The organism is Actinacidiphila cocklensis, assembly GCF_907177275.1.
Taxonomy (GTDB): domain Bacteria; phylum Actinomycetota; class Actinomycetes; order Streptomycetales; family Streptomycetaceae; genus Actinacidiphila; species Actinacidiphila cocklensis.
In genome coordinates, this window is the sequence record NZ_CAJSLV010000024.1 from 170,113 (window position 1) to 186,265 (window position 16,153).

The window sequence follows — 16,153 nt, forward strand, 5'->3', positions numbered from 1 at the left end:
CGGTACGGACAGCAGGAGGGGCGGCCCCGATCACGGGGCCGCCCCTCCTTGCCGTCGGCGATGGTGTCAGCCGGCGACGCGCTTGGTGATCACGAAGCCTTCCAGGCCGGCGATGGCGAAGAAGAAGTAGTCCTTGCCGTCCATCGCGTCCTTCCAGGTGTCCTGGAGCACGCTGAAGTGCTGGGTGAACAGCGACATCACGCCGGGCGCCCCGGGAATGTCGCTGATCAGCAGGGCGATGCCGAACAGCTGGCCCAGGTAGACGCCGAGCAGTGCCAGCGGGATGCCGATGAACGGCAGCGAGGGGTTGCGGCCGCCGACCTTGGCGAGCGCGAAGCCGACGATGGCGCCGACGGCGATGGCGGCGTAGCCGATCTCGTGCTTGGTGCCCTTGATGAGCAGGCCGTAGATCACGGCGGCGACCAGTGCGGCGGCGATGCCCGCGACGACACCGAGACCCGGGTTGCCGGCCGGCGCGGCCCCGATGGGGGCCGGCGGGGCGTAGGCGCCGGCGTTGAAGCCGCCGGGCGCGGCGCCGCCCTGCTGCGGGTTCACGTACGGGGAGGGCGCGTACGGCTGCTGCGGCGCGGCGGGCTGCTGCGGCTGCTGCGGCGGCTGCGGCGGCTGCTGGGCGTACGGATTCTGGCCGCCCGGCTGCTGCGGCGGGTAGTTGGAGCTGCTCATGACTGTTCCCCCGGGGACGGAAGCGGTGTGAGGTCCGCAGGGCAGGTGACGCGTGATGACGCGAGCATGCCTCGTTGCGAACGGTGACGCCGAAATCTAGCAGGGGGGAGTGACAATCGGACAAGAGGATTGATCCCGTCGTTACAGGACCCGCACGTCCCCCGCCCCATCAGGACGATTGTGGCTCTGCGGTCACAGTCGGGGCGGTCACAGCCGGGCGGCGGCTCCGGCCGGGGTGGCTCCCCGCGTGTCCAGCAGGAGTTGGGCCTTGACCGCCAGGCCCTGGAGGTCGTACGTGCGGTGGTGCTGCAGCAGCAGCGTCAGGTCGGCCTCCGCCGCGGCCTCCCACAGCGAGTCGGCGCGCGGGACCGGGCGGTCCGTCACCCGCCACTGGGGTACGTAGGGGTCGTGGTAGCACAGCTGGGCGCCGAGTTCGAGCAGCCGGCTGCCGATCTCCCGTGCGGGGGCGCCCTGTTGGTCGGCGAGATCGGCCTTGTAGGTCACGCCGAGCAGCAGCACCCGGGCGCCGCGCAGCGACTTGCCGTGCTCGTTGAGCAGTGCCGCGGCCCGCTGGACGACGTAGCGCGGCATGCGGGAGTTGACCTCCGCGGCGAGTTCGACCATCCGCAGCGGGTGGCCGGGCAGCCGGGGGTGCGCGGGCGGGGTGAAGTGCGGTGCCGCGTTGGGGTCCAGGGGTGCGGCGGGGCCGCCGACGCCGGGTCCCGGGCGGAAGGCCTGGAAGCCGAAGGGCTTGGTCTCGGCGCACCTGATGACGTCCCACAGGTCGACGCCCAGGTTGTGGCAGAAGACCGCCATCTCGTTGGCGAAGGCGATGTTGACGTGCCGGTAGTTGGTCTCCAGCAGCTTGACCGCCTCGGCCTCGCGGGTGCCGCGGGCGCGCACGATGCGCTCGGTGAAGCGGCCGTAGAAGGCGGCGGCGGCCTCGGTGCACGCGGGTGTGCAGCCGCCGACCACCTTGGGGGTGTTGGCGAGCTGGAAGTCGCGGTTGCCGGGGTCGAGGCGGCCGGGGGAGTAGGCGAGGTGGAAGTCGCGGCCGGCCCGCAGGCCGTGCGACTCCAGCAGCGGCCGCAGGTAGCCCTCGGTGGTGCCGGGGTAGACGGCGGACTCCAGGACGACGGTGGTGTGCGGCCGCAGGTGTGCGGCAAGCGCCCGGGCGGCGGCGGCGACCGCGGACAGGTCCAGCGCGTGGTCCTCGCCGGGCGGGGTGGGCGCGCAGATCACCGCGGTGCGCACCCGGCCGAGCACGGCGGGGTCAGCGGTGGCGCGGAAGCCGCAGGCCAGCATCCTGCGCAGCTCGGCGGCCGCCAGCGAGCCCGGGGGGACGCGCCCGGCGTTGATGTCGGCGACGGTGGCGGGATCGGGGTCGTAGCCGATGACGCCGACGCCCGCGGCGGTCGCCGCCTGGGCGAGGGGGAGTCCTGTGCTGCCGAGTCCGAGTACGGCGAGGTCTGCGGGCATGGGGTTGTCCTCCCTGGCGACCACCACGAATGGGCTCACACATGGCTTCAAAACAGGCTAACCAGACAAATGACTGATATGACCACACGCCGCGCCGTACGGGCCGTCCGGACCAGGTCGGCCGGCTGCTCTGGCAGCGCGCCGTGGTGCCGGTCACTATCGAAGGAGGACGACTCCGGCCGGATCGGGGCAGGTACCCGGCGGAGCCCTGGCACAACCGACCCAGAGCCCGATCTGCACAGGCAGGCACGGAGGTACGGATGCGTACGACCACACTCGGACCGGCCCAGCGCACGGCGGCCCTCACCCGGATGGCGGAGAAGGAGCTGGACATCCTGGTGGTGGGCGGCGGTGTCGTCGGCGCCGGGACCGCACTGGACGCCGCCACCCGCGGACTGTCGACCGGGCTCGTCGAGGCCCGCGACTGGGCCGCGGGCACGTCGAGCCGATCGAGCAAGCTGATCCACGGCGGGCTGCGCTATCTGGAGATGCTGGACTTCCCGCTGGTCCGCGAGGCGCTCAAGGAGCGCGGGCTGCTGCTGGGGCGGATCGCCCCGCACCTGGTGCGCCCGGTGCCGTTCCTCTACCCGCTCCAGCACAAGGGCTGGGAGCGGCTGTACGCGGGTTCCGGCGTGGCCCTCTACGACGCGATGTCGGTGTCGTCCGGGCACGGCCGCGGGCTGCCGCTGCACCGCCACCTCAGCCGCAAGCACGCGCTGCGGATCGCCCCGGCGCTGCGCAAGGACGCCCTGGTGGGCGCGCTGCAGTACTACGACGCCGGGGTCGACGACGCGCGCTTCGTCGCGACCCTGATACGTACCGCCGCCTCCTACGGTGCGCACGTCGCCAACCAGGTCCGGGTGACCGGCTTCCTCCGCGAGGGGGAGCGCGTCGTCGGCGCCCGGGTGCACGACACCGAGGCGGGCGGCGAGTACGACGTCCGCGCCAAGCAGGTGGTCAACGCGACCGGGGTGTGGACCGACGACACCCAGTCGCTGATCGCCGAGCGGGGGCAGTTCCACGTCCGCGCGTCCAAGGGCGTCCACCTGGTGGTCCCCAAGGACCGCATCCACTCCAACACCGGCCTGATCCTGCGCACCGAGAAGAGCGTGCTCTTCGTCATCCCGTGGGGCCGGCACTGGATCGTCGGCACCACCGACACCGACTGGGACCTGGACAAGGCGCACCCGGCGGCCTCCAGCGCCGACATCGACTACGTGCTCGACCACGTCAACTCGGTGCTGGCCACCCCGCTGACCAGGGACGACGTCCAGGGCGTCTACGCCGGGCTGCGCCCGCTGCTGGCCGGCGAGTCCGACGCGACCAGCAAGCTGTCCCGCGAGCACACGGTGGCCCACCCGGTGCCGGGGCTCGTCGTGGTCGCGGGCGGGAAGTACACGACGTACCGGGTGATGGCCAAGGACGCCGTCGACGAGGCCGTGCACGGCCTGGACCACCGGGTCGCGCCGTGCTGCACCGAGGACGTGCCGCTGTCCGGGGCCGAGGGCTACCAGGCGGAGTGGAACGCCCGGGCCAGGACCGCCGCCCGCACCGGCGTGCACGTCGCCCGCATCGAGCACCTGCTCCAGCGCTACGGCACCCTGACGGAAGAGGTGCTCGACCTGATCGCCGGCGACCCGTCGCTGGCCGATCCGCTGACCGGCGCGGACGACTACCTGCGGGCCGAGGTCGTCTATGCGGCGGCGTACGAGGGCGCCCGCCACCTGGACGACGTGCTGGCCCGCAGGACGCGCATCTCCATCGAGACCTTCGACCGCGGCACCCGCTGCGCCCGCGAGGCCGCGGAGCTGATGGCACCCGTGCTCGGCTGGGACGCGCACCAGATCGACAAGGAGGTGGAGTACTACGAGAAGCGGGTGGAAGCCGAGCGCGAATCGCAGCTCCAGCCCGATGATCTGACCGCGGATGCCGCCCGGTTGGGGGCGCCCGATATCGTGCCTCTCTAGGCGCACGGCGTCTGGACGCGGACGGGGTGTGCGGAACGGCTCTCCGGGAACGCGTGATCGGGGGACAGACGGAGGAACTGGACATGGTGGGACCCGCGGACGAGGGACGCTTGGTCGCGGGCCGCTACCGGCTGATGGAGCGCATCGGCCGCGGCGGCATGGGCACGGTGTGGCGGGCCGAGGACGAACTCCTCGACCGCCAGGTCGCGGTGAAGAAACTGCACCCGCCGCAGCCGCACCTGGCCGAGGAGGAGGTGGCCACGCTCTTCGAGCGCACCCGCCGCGAGGCCCGCGCCGCCGCCAGGATCAGCCACCCCAACGTCATCGTCGTCCACGACGTGGTGGACGACGCGGGACTGCCGTCCATCGTCATGGAGTACGTCCCCTCGGTCACCCTCGGCGAACTGCTCAAGGAGCGCGGCGCCCTGCCGCCGCCCGAGGCCGCCAGGATCGGCCGCGGCATGATCGCCGCACTGCGGGCCGCGCACCGGGCCGGCGTGCTGCACCGCGACGTCAAGCCCGGCAACGTGCTGCTCGGCGACGGAGGGCGGGTCGTCCTCACCGACTTCGGCATCGCCCAGGCCTCCGGCACCTCCACCCTGACCCGTACCGGCGAGCTGATCGGCTCCATCGACTTCCTGTCGCCCGAGCGCATCCGCGGCGCCATCCCGGGTCCCGAGGCCGACCTGTGGGCGCTGGGCGCCACGCTCTACCAGGCCGTCGAGGGCAAGTCGCCCTTCCGCCGCCCGACCGCGATCGAGACGGCGTACGCCATCGCCGAGGAGCCGGTCGTGCCGGCGCCGAACGCCGGGGCGCTGACCCGGGTGATCGCCGGGCTGCTCGCCAAGGAGCCCGCCGAGCGGCTGTCGGCGGAAGCGGCCGAGCAGATGCTGCGAATACCCGCGGGCGAGCAGGACACCGCGCAGGTCGACCAGGCCGGCTTCACGCAGCGGCTCCCGGCGTCCGGGAAGCCGCCCGGCCAGCACCAGCACCCGCACGGCCAGCACGCCCAGCACCCGCACGAACCGCAGCACGCCCAGGACACCCGGCCGACCCAGCACGGCGGCTCGCCCCGCCGGCGCCCCGGCCGCTGGATAGCCGCCGCCATGGCCGTGGCCGTGGCGGCCGGCGGCGTCGCCTTCGCGGTGGACCGGGCCAACCGCTCCGACGCGGCCGGCGGGAGCGGCGTCAGCACCACCGGCGCACCCACCGGCACCTCGACGCCGCCGACCACCCCGCCCACCACGGAGCCGACGACCCCCACCCCCGCCCCCACCACGTACGAGCCGCCGCCGGTGCCCGACGGCTACCACCTGGAGAGCCGGCCCGACCACGGCTACAGCGTCCCGGTCCCCGACCACTGGAAGAAGAAGGTCACGGACAACGGCGACCAGATCAGTTACGTCGACCCCACCAAGAAGGTCGGCCTCAAGATCAGCGCCCTGGACTTCGGCAGCCCCGACCCGTACCAGCACTGGCTCGACCTGGAGCCGCAGACCCGCAGCCAGGTCGAGGACTACCACCGCGAGCGGATGACGCGCACCAAGACCGACTGGGGCCAGGACGCCGCCCTGTGGGAGTTCACCTTCAAGGGCACCAGCGCCACCTTCCGAGCCGCCGACCTCGGCTTCGGCAAGGAGGGCGGCCGCGAGTACGCGATCTACCTGTCCGCGCCGAAATCCCAATGGGACACCTACGAGCCGGTGTTCATGGCTGCCGTCGCCGGTTTCCGGGCAGACGGACTGACGTAGGCCGCCCGGTCGCCGCATTCGCGTCTCCGTGCCCCGTTCGGGGATGATGGGGACTCACACCGCAGGACTGCAGAGGGAACCCATGAGCGAGGACGAAGGTACCGACGGACGCGTGCTCGCCGACCGGTACCGCCTCGACGGCGTACTGGGCAAGGGCGGCATGGGTACGGTCTGGCGCGCGGTCGACGAGACCCTGGGCCGCAACGTCGCCGTCAAGGAACTGCGCTTCCCCGGCAACGTGGACGAGGAGGAGAAGCGCCGCCTGGTCACGCGCACCCTGCGCGAGGCCAAGGCGACCGCCAGAATCCGCAACACCGGCGCCATCACCGTCTACGACGTCGTCAAGGAGGACGACCGGCCGTGGATCGTGATGGAGCTGATCGAGGGCAGGTCGCTGTCCGACGCCATCCGCGAGGACGGTCCGCTGACCCCCAAGCGGGCGGCGGAGGTCGGCCTGGTGATCCTCGACGTGCTGGCCGCCGCGCACCGCGAGGGCATCCTGCACCGCGACGTCAAACCGTCCAACGTGCTGATCGCCGACGACTCGCGGGTCGTGCTCGGCGACTTCGGGATCGCGCAGATCGACGGCGATCCCTCGGTCACCTCCACCGGCATGCTGGTCGGCGCACCCTCGTACATCTCGCCCGAGCGCGCCCGCGGCCAGAAGCCGGGACCGCCCGCCGACCTGTGGTCGCTGGGCGCGCTGCTCTTCGCCTCCGTCGAGGGCCGGCCGCCGTACGACAAGGGCTCGGCGATCGCCACCCTGACCGCGGTGATGACCGAGCCCATCGGGCCGATGCCCAACGCCGGGCCGCTCGGCGCGGTCATCACCGGGCTGCTGGCCAAGGACCCCGAACAGCGCCTCGACGAGCCCGCCGCCCGCGCGCTGCTCGAAGACGTCGCCAACGCCCCCGAGCGCCCGGTGGCGCCGCCCGCACCCAGCGGCGAGACCAGGACGACCCTGCTGCCCCTCGACCCCCAGCCCACCCCGACCGACGCCCCGCCCGCCGCCCGGCGGTCCGCCGCCGAGCAGCTCAGGGTGCGCGAGGCGCTGCGCTCCGTGCGCAAGGCCAAGGTGACGCCCGCGCCCGAGCCCGGCGTCGCGCCCGACGCGCCGGTGCCGGCCCGCGCCTCGATCACCGACGTCGTGCCGCGCCGCACCCTGGTCATCGCCGCCGTCGCGGTCGTGCTGGCCCTGCTGGGCACGCTGATAGGAGTCGCGCTCGCGCACTCCGGCGGCGACAAGGGCGACAGCAAGAATCCCGGTGCGACGAACAGCACCGGGAAGACGAGCGGCAGCCGCCCCCCGTCCTCGGCGCCGACCTCCGCGACCGCCACGCCCGCCGCGGGCGACGACGCCGAGCAGGGTGACGACAACGCGGACGGCGGCAAGGACGGCGGCGGCAAGGGCAAGGGCAAGGGCAAGGACGACCTCGGCGGGCAGGGGGTCGCGCCGCAGGGGTACAAGCTGTTCCAGGGAGCGGGCAATGCCCTCGTGGCCCTCCCGGCCGGCTGGCGGCAGATGCCCGCAGGCCGGAACCACTACCACTCGGGCGTGCTCTTCAGCGGTCCCGCCGGCGCGGAGCTGCTGGTCGACTTCACCCCGACGCCCGGCCCCAGCGCGCTGGCCCAGTGGCAGCACGACTCCGAGACGGTCGGTCCCGGCATGAACGGCTACCAGCAGATCGGCGTCAACAAGGTCGGCTACCGCACGTACGACGCCGCGGACTGGGAGTACAAGCGAACGATTTCGGGTACGCAAATGCGTGTCCAGAACCGCGGCATGGTGACGGACGCCCACCACGGCTACGCACTGCTGATCACCTTCCCTGCCACCGCATGGAACAGCGACACCGACCGCCACATCCGTGAGGTCGTCTTCAGCACCTTCAAACCGGCCAAGTGAGCGCACCGCAGCACGTATCGTGAAGGGACGCGGACTGTACGCATCCGGAACCGCCCGGACGTGACCGGTTCGTACCGAAGGCAGAGCGGGCCAGGGAGGGGGCGCCGTGGACGAATACGCAGGGCGGGTGCTCGCCGACCGCTACCGGCTGCCCAGGCCGCCCGCGGACGAGTACGAACTCGTCGAGACCCGCGCCTTCGACACGTACAGCGGCCAGGAGGTCCTGGTCCGCCAGGTGCTGCTGCCCGAGGTGGTCGCCGCGGAGTTCGCCGACGACGGCGACCCCGACGGCCTGGACGAGAGCTCCCGCCGCGCTCTGGAGGCCGCCCGCGCGGCCGCCGCGATCCCCGACCACCCGCGCCTGGTGCAGGTCTTCGACATCTTCGTCGAGGACGGCAGCCTGTGGATCGCGAGCGAACTGGTGTCCGGTCGGCCGCTCGCCGCGTTACTCGCCGAAGCCCCCATCGACGCCTACCGCGCCGCCGAGGTCGCCTCCGACGTCCTCACCGCGCTGCGCGCGCTGCACGCCAACGGCTGGACCCACCGCAACGTCACCGCGGGCACCGTGCTGGTCTGCGACGACGGTCGCGCCATGCTCGGCGGCCTGGCGGCCGGTGCGGCGCAGGAAGCCCTCTGCGGCTACGACCCGCTGCCCGAGCAGGTCGGTGCCGTCGTCGCGGAAGGGGCCGCGGAAGGCGCGGCCGAGGGCGGGCGGCGGGACCCCGCGGCCTGGCACGGCCCGCGGTCCGCGCTCGAACAGGAGCGGGCCCGGCAGAACCGCATCACCGTCGTCGGCGCCGTCACCGAGCGCTGGGCGCCGGAGCAGGCCCACCCGGTGCACGAGAACTGGCAGTTGTCGCCGCCGGTCGGCCCGCCCGCCGACCTGTGGGCGCTCGGCTCGCTGCTCTTCCGCAGCGTCCAGGGCCACCCGCCGTATCCGGAGGAGAACGCCGCCGAGCTGGTGCAGCTGGTGTGCGCCGAGCCGCCGGCCTTCGCCGAGGAGTGCGGGCCGCTGCGGCCCGTCGTCGAGTCGCTGCTCCGGCCCGACCCCGAAGAGCGGCCCGAGGCCGAGGAGCTGGGCGGCTGGCTGCGCTCGCTGATCCGCTCGGCGCCCGAACCCGAGATCGGCGCGCACACCGTCCAGGTGCCCACCGACCCTGCCCGGCTCCCGGTCAAGCGCCGCAAGGGCGAGCTGGTCAGGCGCCGCCGCCGCGAGGCCGCCGACCCCGCCGGGCTCCAGCACCGCAGGCACGCCCGCGGCAAGCAGGCCAAGGCCACCAAGGCCAAGCGGGAGCGGGTCGGGCGCAGCGAGGTCCGCCAGGAGCACTTCCAGCACGAGCAGGTCGTCTCCTCCCGCCGCCCCGCCGCCGACGGCACCGCGGCCGCCCCGCGCCGGCTCGGCGCCCGGCTGCTGGTGCTGGTCCTCGCGGTGCTGGTCGCGCTCGTGGTCTTCGCGGTGCTGCTGCTGCCGCACCGCGGCGACTCCGCCGACGGCGGCAACGGGGACCGTACGGTGCCGGCGGACATCGGCTCAGGCTCCGGCGGCGGCAAGAAGAAGACGCCCACGGCCTCGCCCTCCGCCACCGCGGCGCCGACGCACAGCGCGACGAAGGAGCCCACGAAGGCCCCGACGTCGGCCGCCCCGACCACCGAGGCGCCGGCCGCGCCGCCGCCCGACCTCGGGACGGACTTCGCGCTGCGCACCGACCCTGAGGGCTTCACCGTCGCCGTCCACACCGGTTGGCAGCGCGCCGCCAAGAACGGCAAGGGGCAGGTGCGTTACACCGGCAGCGACCTCACGATGACCGTCGTGCCCGGCCGCGACAAGGCGACCGGCGACAGTGACGATCCGCTGGCCTACCAGCTGGTCGAGCCGGAACTCGCCGACTTCCGCGCTTCGTCGTGGTCCTCGGCGGCGGGGCTGCAGGCCGTCACGGTGCAGGGGCACCAGGCCGCAGAGGGCGAGTACACCTGGCGGAACGCCGACCAGCAGTCCGTGTACGGCCGCAATCTCGCGATCCAGATCGGCGGCCGGTACCACGTGGTCCTCATCTACGGTCCCGATTCCCAGCGGGCCGCTGTGCAGCGCGCGTTCGACAAGGTCGTCGAGACCTACACCACGTCCTGACCCGCGGGTGTCCCCCCCGGGGCGGCGTCCCTCCGTGCGGGGGAATCGGCGCACCGCCCCGGAGGGGTACGGCATGATGGGGGGTATGGCGAGCGACGGGGGTCGGGGCGCCGCGGCACCGCGGAACGTGCTCGCGGGGCGGTACCGCCTTACCGCACAGGTGGGCCGGGGCGGCATGGGCACCGTGTGGGCGGCGACGGACGAGCTGCTCCACCGGCAGGTGGCCGTCAAGGAGTTGCACCCGGAGTCGGGCCGCCAGCACGACAGGGCGCTGCGCGAGGCCCGGAGCGTGGCGCGCATCCGGCACCCGCATGTCGTCGTCGTGTACGACGTCGTCGAGGAGGACGACCGCCCCTGGATCGTCATGGAGCTGGTCGACGGCCGCTCCCTGGCCGACATCCTGCGCGAGGACGGCCCGTTGGCCCCGCGCGAGGCCGCCAGGATCTGTGCGGCGGTCGCGGGCGCGCTGCTCGCCGCGCACGCGCACGGCATCCAGCACCGCGACGTCAAGCCCGCGAACGTCCTGGTCGACCGGGCCACCGGCCGCGTCGTCCTCACCGACTTCGGCATCGCCCGTATCCCGGGCAGCGCCACGATAAGCGAGACCGGCGCCTTCGTCGGCTCGCCCGAGTACACCGCGCCCGAGCGGATGTCGGGCGGCCGGGCCGCGGGTCCCGAGTCCGACCTGTGGTCGCTGGGCGCGCTGCTGTGCGCGGCCGTCGACGGCCACTCGCCCTTCCACCGGGAGTCGCTCGGCGAGATCGTGCACGCCGTCGCGTTCGCCGACATCACGCCGCCGACGGCGGTCGGCCCGCTGCTGCCGGTGGTGCGGGGGCTGCTGGAGCGGGACCCGGCCCGCCGGATGGCCGCGGCGGAGGTGCAGACCGTGCTGGTCGCGTACGCGGAGACCGGCGTCGAGCCGCCCACCCCTGACGCGCCCACGCCGGAGCTCGTGGTGGCGGAGCCGCCCGCCGCGCCGCCGCCCGCCGTGCCGCCGCCGCGCGGCCGCAGGCGCCGGGTGCTGGCCGGTCTCGCGGTGGCCGTCCTGATCGCGATGGTCGCGGGCGGCACCGCGGCGCTCGTGGTCAGCAGGAACGGCAGTGGCAGCGGTGCGGCCGCACCACCGCACCCGACGACGACCGCGCCCCCGACGTCCACGCCCACCACGCGGCGCCCGAGCCCGACGCCCACCACCCCGGTGCTGCCGGCCGGCTTCCGTACCCTCACCGACAAGCGCGGCTTCTCCGTCGCGCTCCCGGCGGGCTACGTGCGGGAGGAGACCGCGCCGCGGGTGTACTACTGGTCGCCCGACCGCAGCTTCCGCTTCGGCGAACGGGCCCAGGACCCCGACCCCGGCGGCCCGTACGCCGTGATGCACGCGCAGCACGTCGCGGCCCAGCACCCGCACGGGCCGTACGCCGGCTACCGCGACGGCGTCATCACCCGGACCACCCAGCACGGCGCGGAGGCCGCGCTGTGGGAGTTCACCTACGACGGTTTCGCCACCGGCGGCGGCGCCCGCCGCACCTTCGACCTGTGCTGGACGCAGGACGGCCGGATGTACGACGTGTGGGTGTCGGGCCCGGTCACCCAGGTCGAGCGCACCCGCGCGATCTTCGACACGGTACGGGCGACGTTCGCGCCCTGAGCGCACCGCCGATTCCTTTCCCGCCGCCGCGGGGTCCTCTACCGGACGGCCCCGACCGGCGGGGCCGGCGGTGACGGGAGCGGGACCGATGGACGCGATGGAATTGCCGCAGGGCCACGTCGGGCTGCTGGAGACGGACGCCGCACGGCGGCTGCTCGGCTCGAAGGAGCTGGCGCGCGTGGCGTACACGGCGGCGGACGGGACTCCGCGGGTCTTCCCGATGCTCTTCCACTGGACGGGCGATGAGGTCGTCCTGTCCACCTTCGCCGGCGCCCGCAAGATCACGGCGCTGCGGGCGAGGCCCGACGTGGCGATCACCATCGACGTGGCGGGTGCGCCGCCGCAGGCCCTGCTCATCCGCGGCCGGGCCGAGGTCACCGACGTGGCCGGGATCGTCCCCGAGTACCGGCTGGCGCAGTACCGCTACGGCACCCCCGAGCAGGCCGCCGCCGCGCTCGCGTCCGTCAGCCACCCCGGCACGCGGATGGCCAGGATCGCGGTCCGCCCCACGTGGGTGGGCCTGCTGGACTTCACCACCCGGCTTCCCGGGGGTACGACGGCGGCGGAGTTCGCGCGGCGCGGCCGCGCCTGAGCGGCGCTGCGGGGCGCTGCGCCCGCAGCCGGGAAACCGCGCCGGCGGCCTGCCCCGCCAGGGGTGGGCTACCGCCGGTTACGCCGTGGGTGGCCTGGGGAGGAGTGAATATGCCAGCCGATGGTGGCGGAATCTGCGCGGCGCCGGAGAAAACGGCTACTCATGGGTAGTCACGCCGTGCGAGGCGTCGTAACCTCACCGGCATGACGGATTCCCCGGAGCTGGCAGAAGCGACCGCACCCCCGGAAGGGAACCCGGCCGCGCCGGGCGGCGCGCGCGGGCCGCAGGACGTCGTCACCCCGGACCTGGTCGCGCGGCTGACGCGCGGGCTGCCGGGGGAGACGAGGACCGTGAGCCACACCCCGCTGACCGGCGAGCGCCTCGCCGAGTACCCCGAGGCCTCGCCCGAGGACGTCGCGGAGGCCTTCCGCAAGGCCCGCGCGGCCCAGCGGGAATGGGCGGCGACGCCGGCCCGCAGACGCGCCGCGGTGCTGCTCCGCTTCCACGACCTGGTCCTGGAGCGCCAGGCCGAGGTCCTCGACCTCATCCAGGTCGAGACGGGCAAGGCCAGGCTGCACGCCCACGAGGAGGTGCAGGTCGTCGCGATGGCGGCACGGCACTACGGGCGCAAGGCGCCGGCGTATCTGGGGCCGAAGCGCCACCAGGGCGCGATCCCGACCCTCACCCGCACGGTGGAGCTGCGCCAGCCCCGCGGGGTCGTCGGGCAGATCGCCCCCTGGAACTACCCCTTCGAGCTGTCGGTGGGCGACGCGCTGCCCGCCCTGGTCGCCGGCAACGCCGTCGTGATGAAGCCGGACACCGAGACCGCGCTGACCGCCCTGTGGGCGCGCGAGCAGCTGGTCGAGGCGGGCCTGCCGGAGGGCGTGTGGCAGATCGTGATCGGCGACGGGCCGGTCGTCGGCCCCGCCGTGGTCGACCACGCCGACTACGTGTCCTTCACCGGCTCGACCCGTACCGGCCGCGAGGTGGCGCAGCGCGCCGCCGCCCGGCTGATCGGGGCGAGCCTGGAGCTGGGCGGCAAGAACGCCCTGCTGGTGCTGCGCGACGCCGACCTCGACAAGGCCGCCGACGGCGCGGTCCGCGCCTGCTTCGCCTCCGCGGGCCAACTGTGCATCTCCATCGAGCGGCTGTTCGTGGACGAGTCGGTCGCCGACGCCTTCCTCGACAGGTTCGCGGCCAGGACCAAGGCGCTCAAGCTCGGCACGGCGCTGGCGTACGGCGCGGGCATGGGCTCGCTCGTGGGCAGGCGGCAGCTGGACGTGGTGACCCGGCATGTGGACGAGGCCCGCGAGAAGGGCGCCACGGTGCTGGCGGGCGGCCGGGCGCGGCCTGACATCGGCCCCTACGTCTACGAGCCGACCATCCTGGACGGCGTCGAGGCCCCGATGGCGGTCTGCACCGAGGAGACCTTCGGCCCGGTCGTCTCGGTCTACCGCTTCCGCGACGAGGAGGAGGCCGTCGAGCGCGCCAACTCCACCGACTACGGCCTCAACTCCAGCGTGTGGACCAAGGACACCCGCCGCGGCGCACGGATCGCGGCCCGGCTGCGCTCGGGCACCGTCAACGTCAACGAGGCCTACGCGGCCGCGTACGGCAGCGTGCGCGCGCCGATGGGCGGCATGAAGGACTCGGGGCTGGGCCGAAGGCACGGCTCCGAGGGGATCCTGAAGTTCACCGAGGCCCAGACCGTCGCCACCCAGCGGCTGCTGCCCATGGCGCCCTCCTTCGGTATGGACGACGAGAAGTACGCGGCCTTCCTGAGCCGTTCGCTGCGGTTGATGAAGACGCTCCGGATGCGCTGAGGAGGCACCTGTGGCACAGCAAGAGGGCGGGGAGGAAGGCCGGGGCGGGAGCGGGGAGGACGGCTACGACTACGACGTCGTCGTCATCGGCTCCGGATTCGGCGGCGCCGTCTCGGCGCTGCGGCTGACCGAGAAGGGCTACCGGGTCGGCGTGCTGGAGGCGGGCCGCCGCTTCGCCCGCGACGAACTGCCCAAGAACTCCTGGGACTTCCGCAACTACCTGTGGGCGCCCGCGCTCGGCCTCTACGGCATCCAGCGCATCCACGTCCTGGGCAACGTGCTGGTGCTGGCCGGCGCCGGGGTGGGCGGCGGCTCGCTGAACTACGCCAACACCCTCTACGTGCCGCCCGCCGCCTTCTTCCAGGACCGGCAGTGGGGCGGCATCACCGACTGGCAGCAGGAGCTGGCGCCGTACTACGACCAGGCGCAGCGCATGCTCGGCGTGCGGCTCAACCCCACGGTCACCCCGTCGGACGTGCACCTGAAGGCCGCAGCCGAGGAGATGGGCGTCGGCGACAGCTTCCACCTGGCCCCGGTCGGCGTCTTCTTCGGCGACGGCGAGGACGCGGAGGGCCAGCAGAAGGTGGCGCCCGGCGACGAGGTCGCCGACCCGTACTTCGGCGGGGCCGGGCCGTCCCGCAGGGCCTGCACCGAGTGCGGCGAGTGCATGACCGGGTGCCGGCACGGCGCCAAGAACACCCTCAACGAGAACTACCTGCACCTGGCGCAGCAGGCCGGCGCCGTCGTCCACCCGATGACCACGGTGACCGACCTGGCTGAGGACCCGGAGGGGGGCTACCGCGTCACCTCGGTGCCCACCGACCAGCGCAGGAAGGGCGAGCGCCAGGTGCTGCGCGCCCGGCAGGTGGTGGTCGCGGCGGGCACGTACGGCACGCAGACGCTGCTGCACGCGATGCGCGACGCGGGCCGGCTGCCCGGGATCTCGGCCCGGCTCGGCGAGCTGACCAGGACCAACTCCGAGGCGCTGGTCGGCGCCCAGACCACGCCTGGCCGCTACCGCAGGAAGTACCCCGACCGGGAGCTGGACTTCACCCGGGGCGTGGCGATCACCTCGTCCGTGCACCCCAACGACCACACCCACATCGAGCCGGTCCGCTACGGCCGCGGCTCCAACTCGATGGGCTCGCTCTCGCTGCTGGCCGCGCCCTACCGGGGCAGGGTGCCGCGCTGGCTGGAATTCCTCGGCAACAACGTCAGGCACCCGGTGGTGGCCTTCCGCTCGCTGTCCAACTACCACTGGTCGGAGCGCACCATCATCGGCCTGGTCATGCAGACCAGCGACAACTCGCTGGCGACCTACCGGAAGACCAAGGGCCTGGGCAAGGGCCTGCTGACCGCGCGGCAGGGCCACGGCGAACCCAACCCGGTGCACATCCCCGAGGGCGCGGAGGCGGCCCGGCTGATCGCCGAGCAGATCAACGGCTTCCCCGGCAGCAACGTCGGCGAGGCCACCCAGCGGCCGATGACCGCGCACTTCCTGGGCGGCTGTCCGATCGGCGAGGACGCCGAGCACGGCGTCATCGACCCGTACCACCGGCTCTTCGGGCACCCGGGCATCCACGTGGTGGACGGTGCGGCCGTCTCGGCGAACCTCGGCGTCAACCCGTCGCTGACGATCACGGCACAGGCGGAGCGGGCGATGTCGCTGTGGCCGAACAAGGGCGAGGCGGACCCGCGGCCGGCCCAGGGCGAGGCCTACCGCAGGATCGCCGCGGTCAGGCCTGCCGCCCCGGTGGTGCCGGAGGACGCCTTCGGCGGTCTGCGGCTGCCGCTGCTGCCGGTTCCGGCGGTGCCGCCGGCGCAGACCGTTCCTGACAAATAGCTCTGAACAAGCTGTAATGTGTGCTTCGCGGTGCTCTCTTCGCAGAGCGGCCGGTTCCGGGCGTCCCCGGCGCCGACCGCCTCTTTAGAGTCGTGACCGGGCTGCTGTCCCCTGCCGTCCGGCCACTGGAACCGGTGCGAGGTCCCACGGCGGCGCATTCCTGCGGCCGCCTCATCGCACCGGTCACACCCCGCCCAGCTGCGTCTGGGCGGTGTCCTTTTCCACGCGTGGTGTTGGTTACCGCCCCTGGCTGGCACGGACACCACCTCCAACGAAGTGGCCGCGAGCCGGTCACGTGCCGTTTGGGTGATCCCCCTCGAAAGGGTCTGACC

The 16,153-nt window shown here is 73.5% G+C and carries 10 protein-coding genes; 8 read left to right on the forward strand and 2 right to left on the reverse strand.

Annotation, left to right across the window (positions count from 1 at the left end; translation table 11 throughout):
* Positions 1–66 precede the first annotated feature (66 nt).
* On the reverse strand, positions 67–684 hold the full coding sequence (locus NFU81_RS04720) for a hypothetical protein (protein WP_251485262.1): 618 nt from the start codon (positions 682–684) through the stop codon (positions 67–69).
* 207 nt (positions 685–891) lie between these two features.
* On the reverse strand, positions 892–2,163 hold the full coding sequence (locus NFU81_RS04725) for a nucleotide sugar dehydrogenase (RefSeq protein WP_251485263.1): 1,272 nt from the start codon (positions 2,161–2,163) through the stop codon (positions 892–894).
* 260 nt (positions 2,164–2,423) lie between these two features.
* Between NFU81_RS04725 and NFU81_RS04730 the strand changes: the two genes are divergently transcribed.
* The 8 genes from NFU81_RS04730 to NFU81_RS04765 all read left to right on the forward strand — a co-directional run bounded on the left by NFU81_RS04730 (position 2,424) and on the right by NFU81_RS04765 (position 15,821).
* On the forward strand, positions 2,424–4,130 hold the full coding sequence (locus NFU81_RS04730) for a glycerol-3-phosphate dehydrogenase/oxidase (RefSeq protein ID WP_251485264.1): 1,707 nt from the start codon (positions 2,424–2,426) through the stop codon (positions 4,128–4,130).
* An 83-nt stretch (positions 4,131–4,213) separates the two neighbouring features.
* Entirely contained in the window at positions 4,214–5,881 is a 1,668-nt protein-coding gene (locus NFU81_RS04735; protein ID WP_251485265.1) for a serine/threonine-protein kinase, read from the forward strand.
* A gap of 82 nt (positions 5,882–5,963) precedes the next feature.
* Positions 5,964–7,787: a serine/threonine-protein kinase gene (locus tag NFU81_RS04740; RefSeq protein WP_251485266.1), complete on the forward strand. Its 1,824-nt coding sequence runs from the start codon at positions 5,964–5,966 to the stop codon at positions 7,785–7,787.
* A 106-nt stretch (positions 7,788–7,893) separates the two neighbouring features.
* Positions 7,894–9,915 (forward strand): serine/threonine protein kinase, encoded by a 2,022-nt coding sequence (locus NFU81_RS04745; RefSeq protein ID WP_251485267.1) that lies wholly within the window; start codon positions 7,894–7,896, stop codon positions 9,913–9,915.
* Positions 9,916–10,000: 85 nt separating this feature from the next.
* A complete protein-coding gene (locus tag NFU81_RS04750; RefSeq protein WP_251485268.1) occupies positions 10,001–11,563 on the forward strand; it encodes a serine/threonine-protein kinase in 1,563 nt (520 codons plus the stop codon).
* Positions 11,564–11,651: 88 nt separating this feature from the next.
* Entirely contained in the window at positions 11,652–12,155 is a 504-nt protein-coding gene (locus NFU81_RS04755; protein ID WP_251485270.1) for a pyridoxamine 5'-phosphate oxidase family protein, read from the forward strand.
* 203 nt (positions 12,156–12,358) lie between these two features.
* Positions 12,359–13,978, forward strand: coding sequence for a succinic semialdehyde dehydrogenase (locus NFU81_RS04760; RefSeq protein ID WP_251485271.1), 1,620 nt, complete (start codon positions 12,359–12,361; stop codon positions 13,976–13,978).
* Between the two features lie 10 nt (positions 13,979–13,988).
* Positions 13,989–15,821, forward strand: a complete 1,833-nt coding sequence (locus NFU81_RS04765) for a GMC family oxidoreductase N-terminal domain-containing protein (protein ID WP_251485273.1) — start codon at positions 13,989–13,991, stop codon at positions 15,819–15,821.
* Positions 15,822–16,153 lie beyond the last annotated feature (332 nt).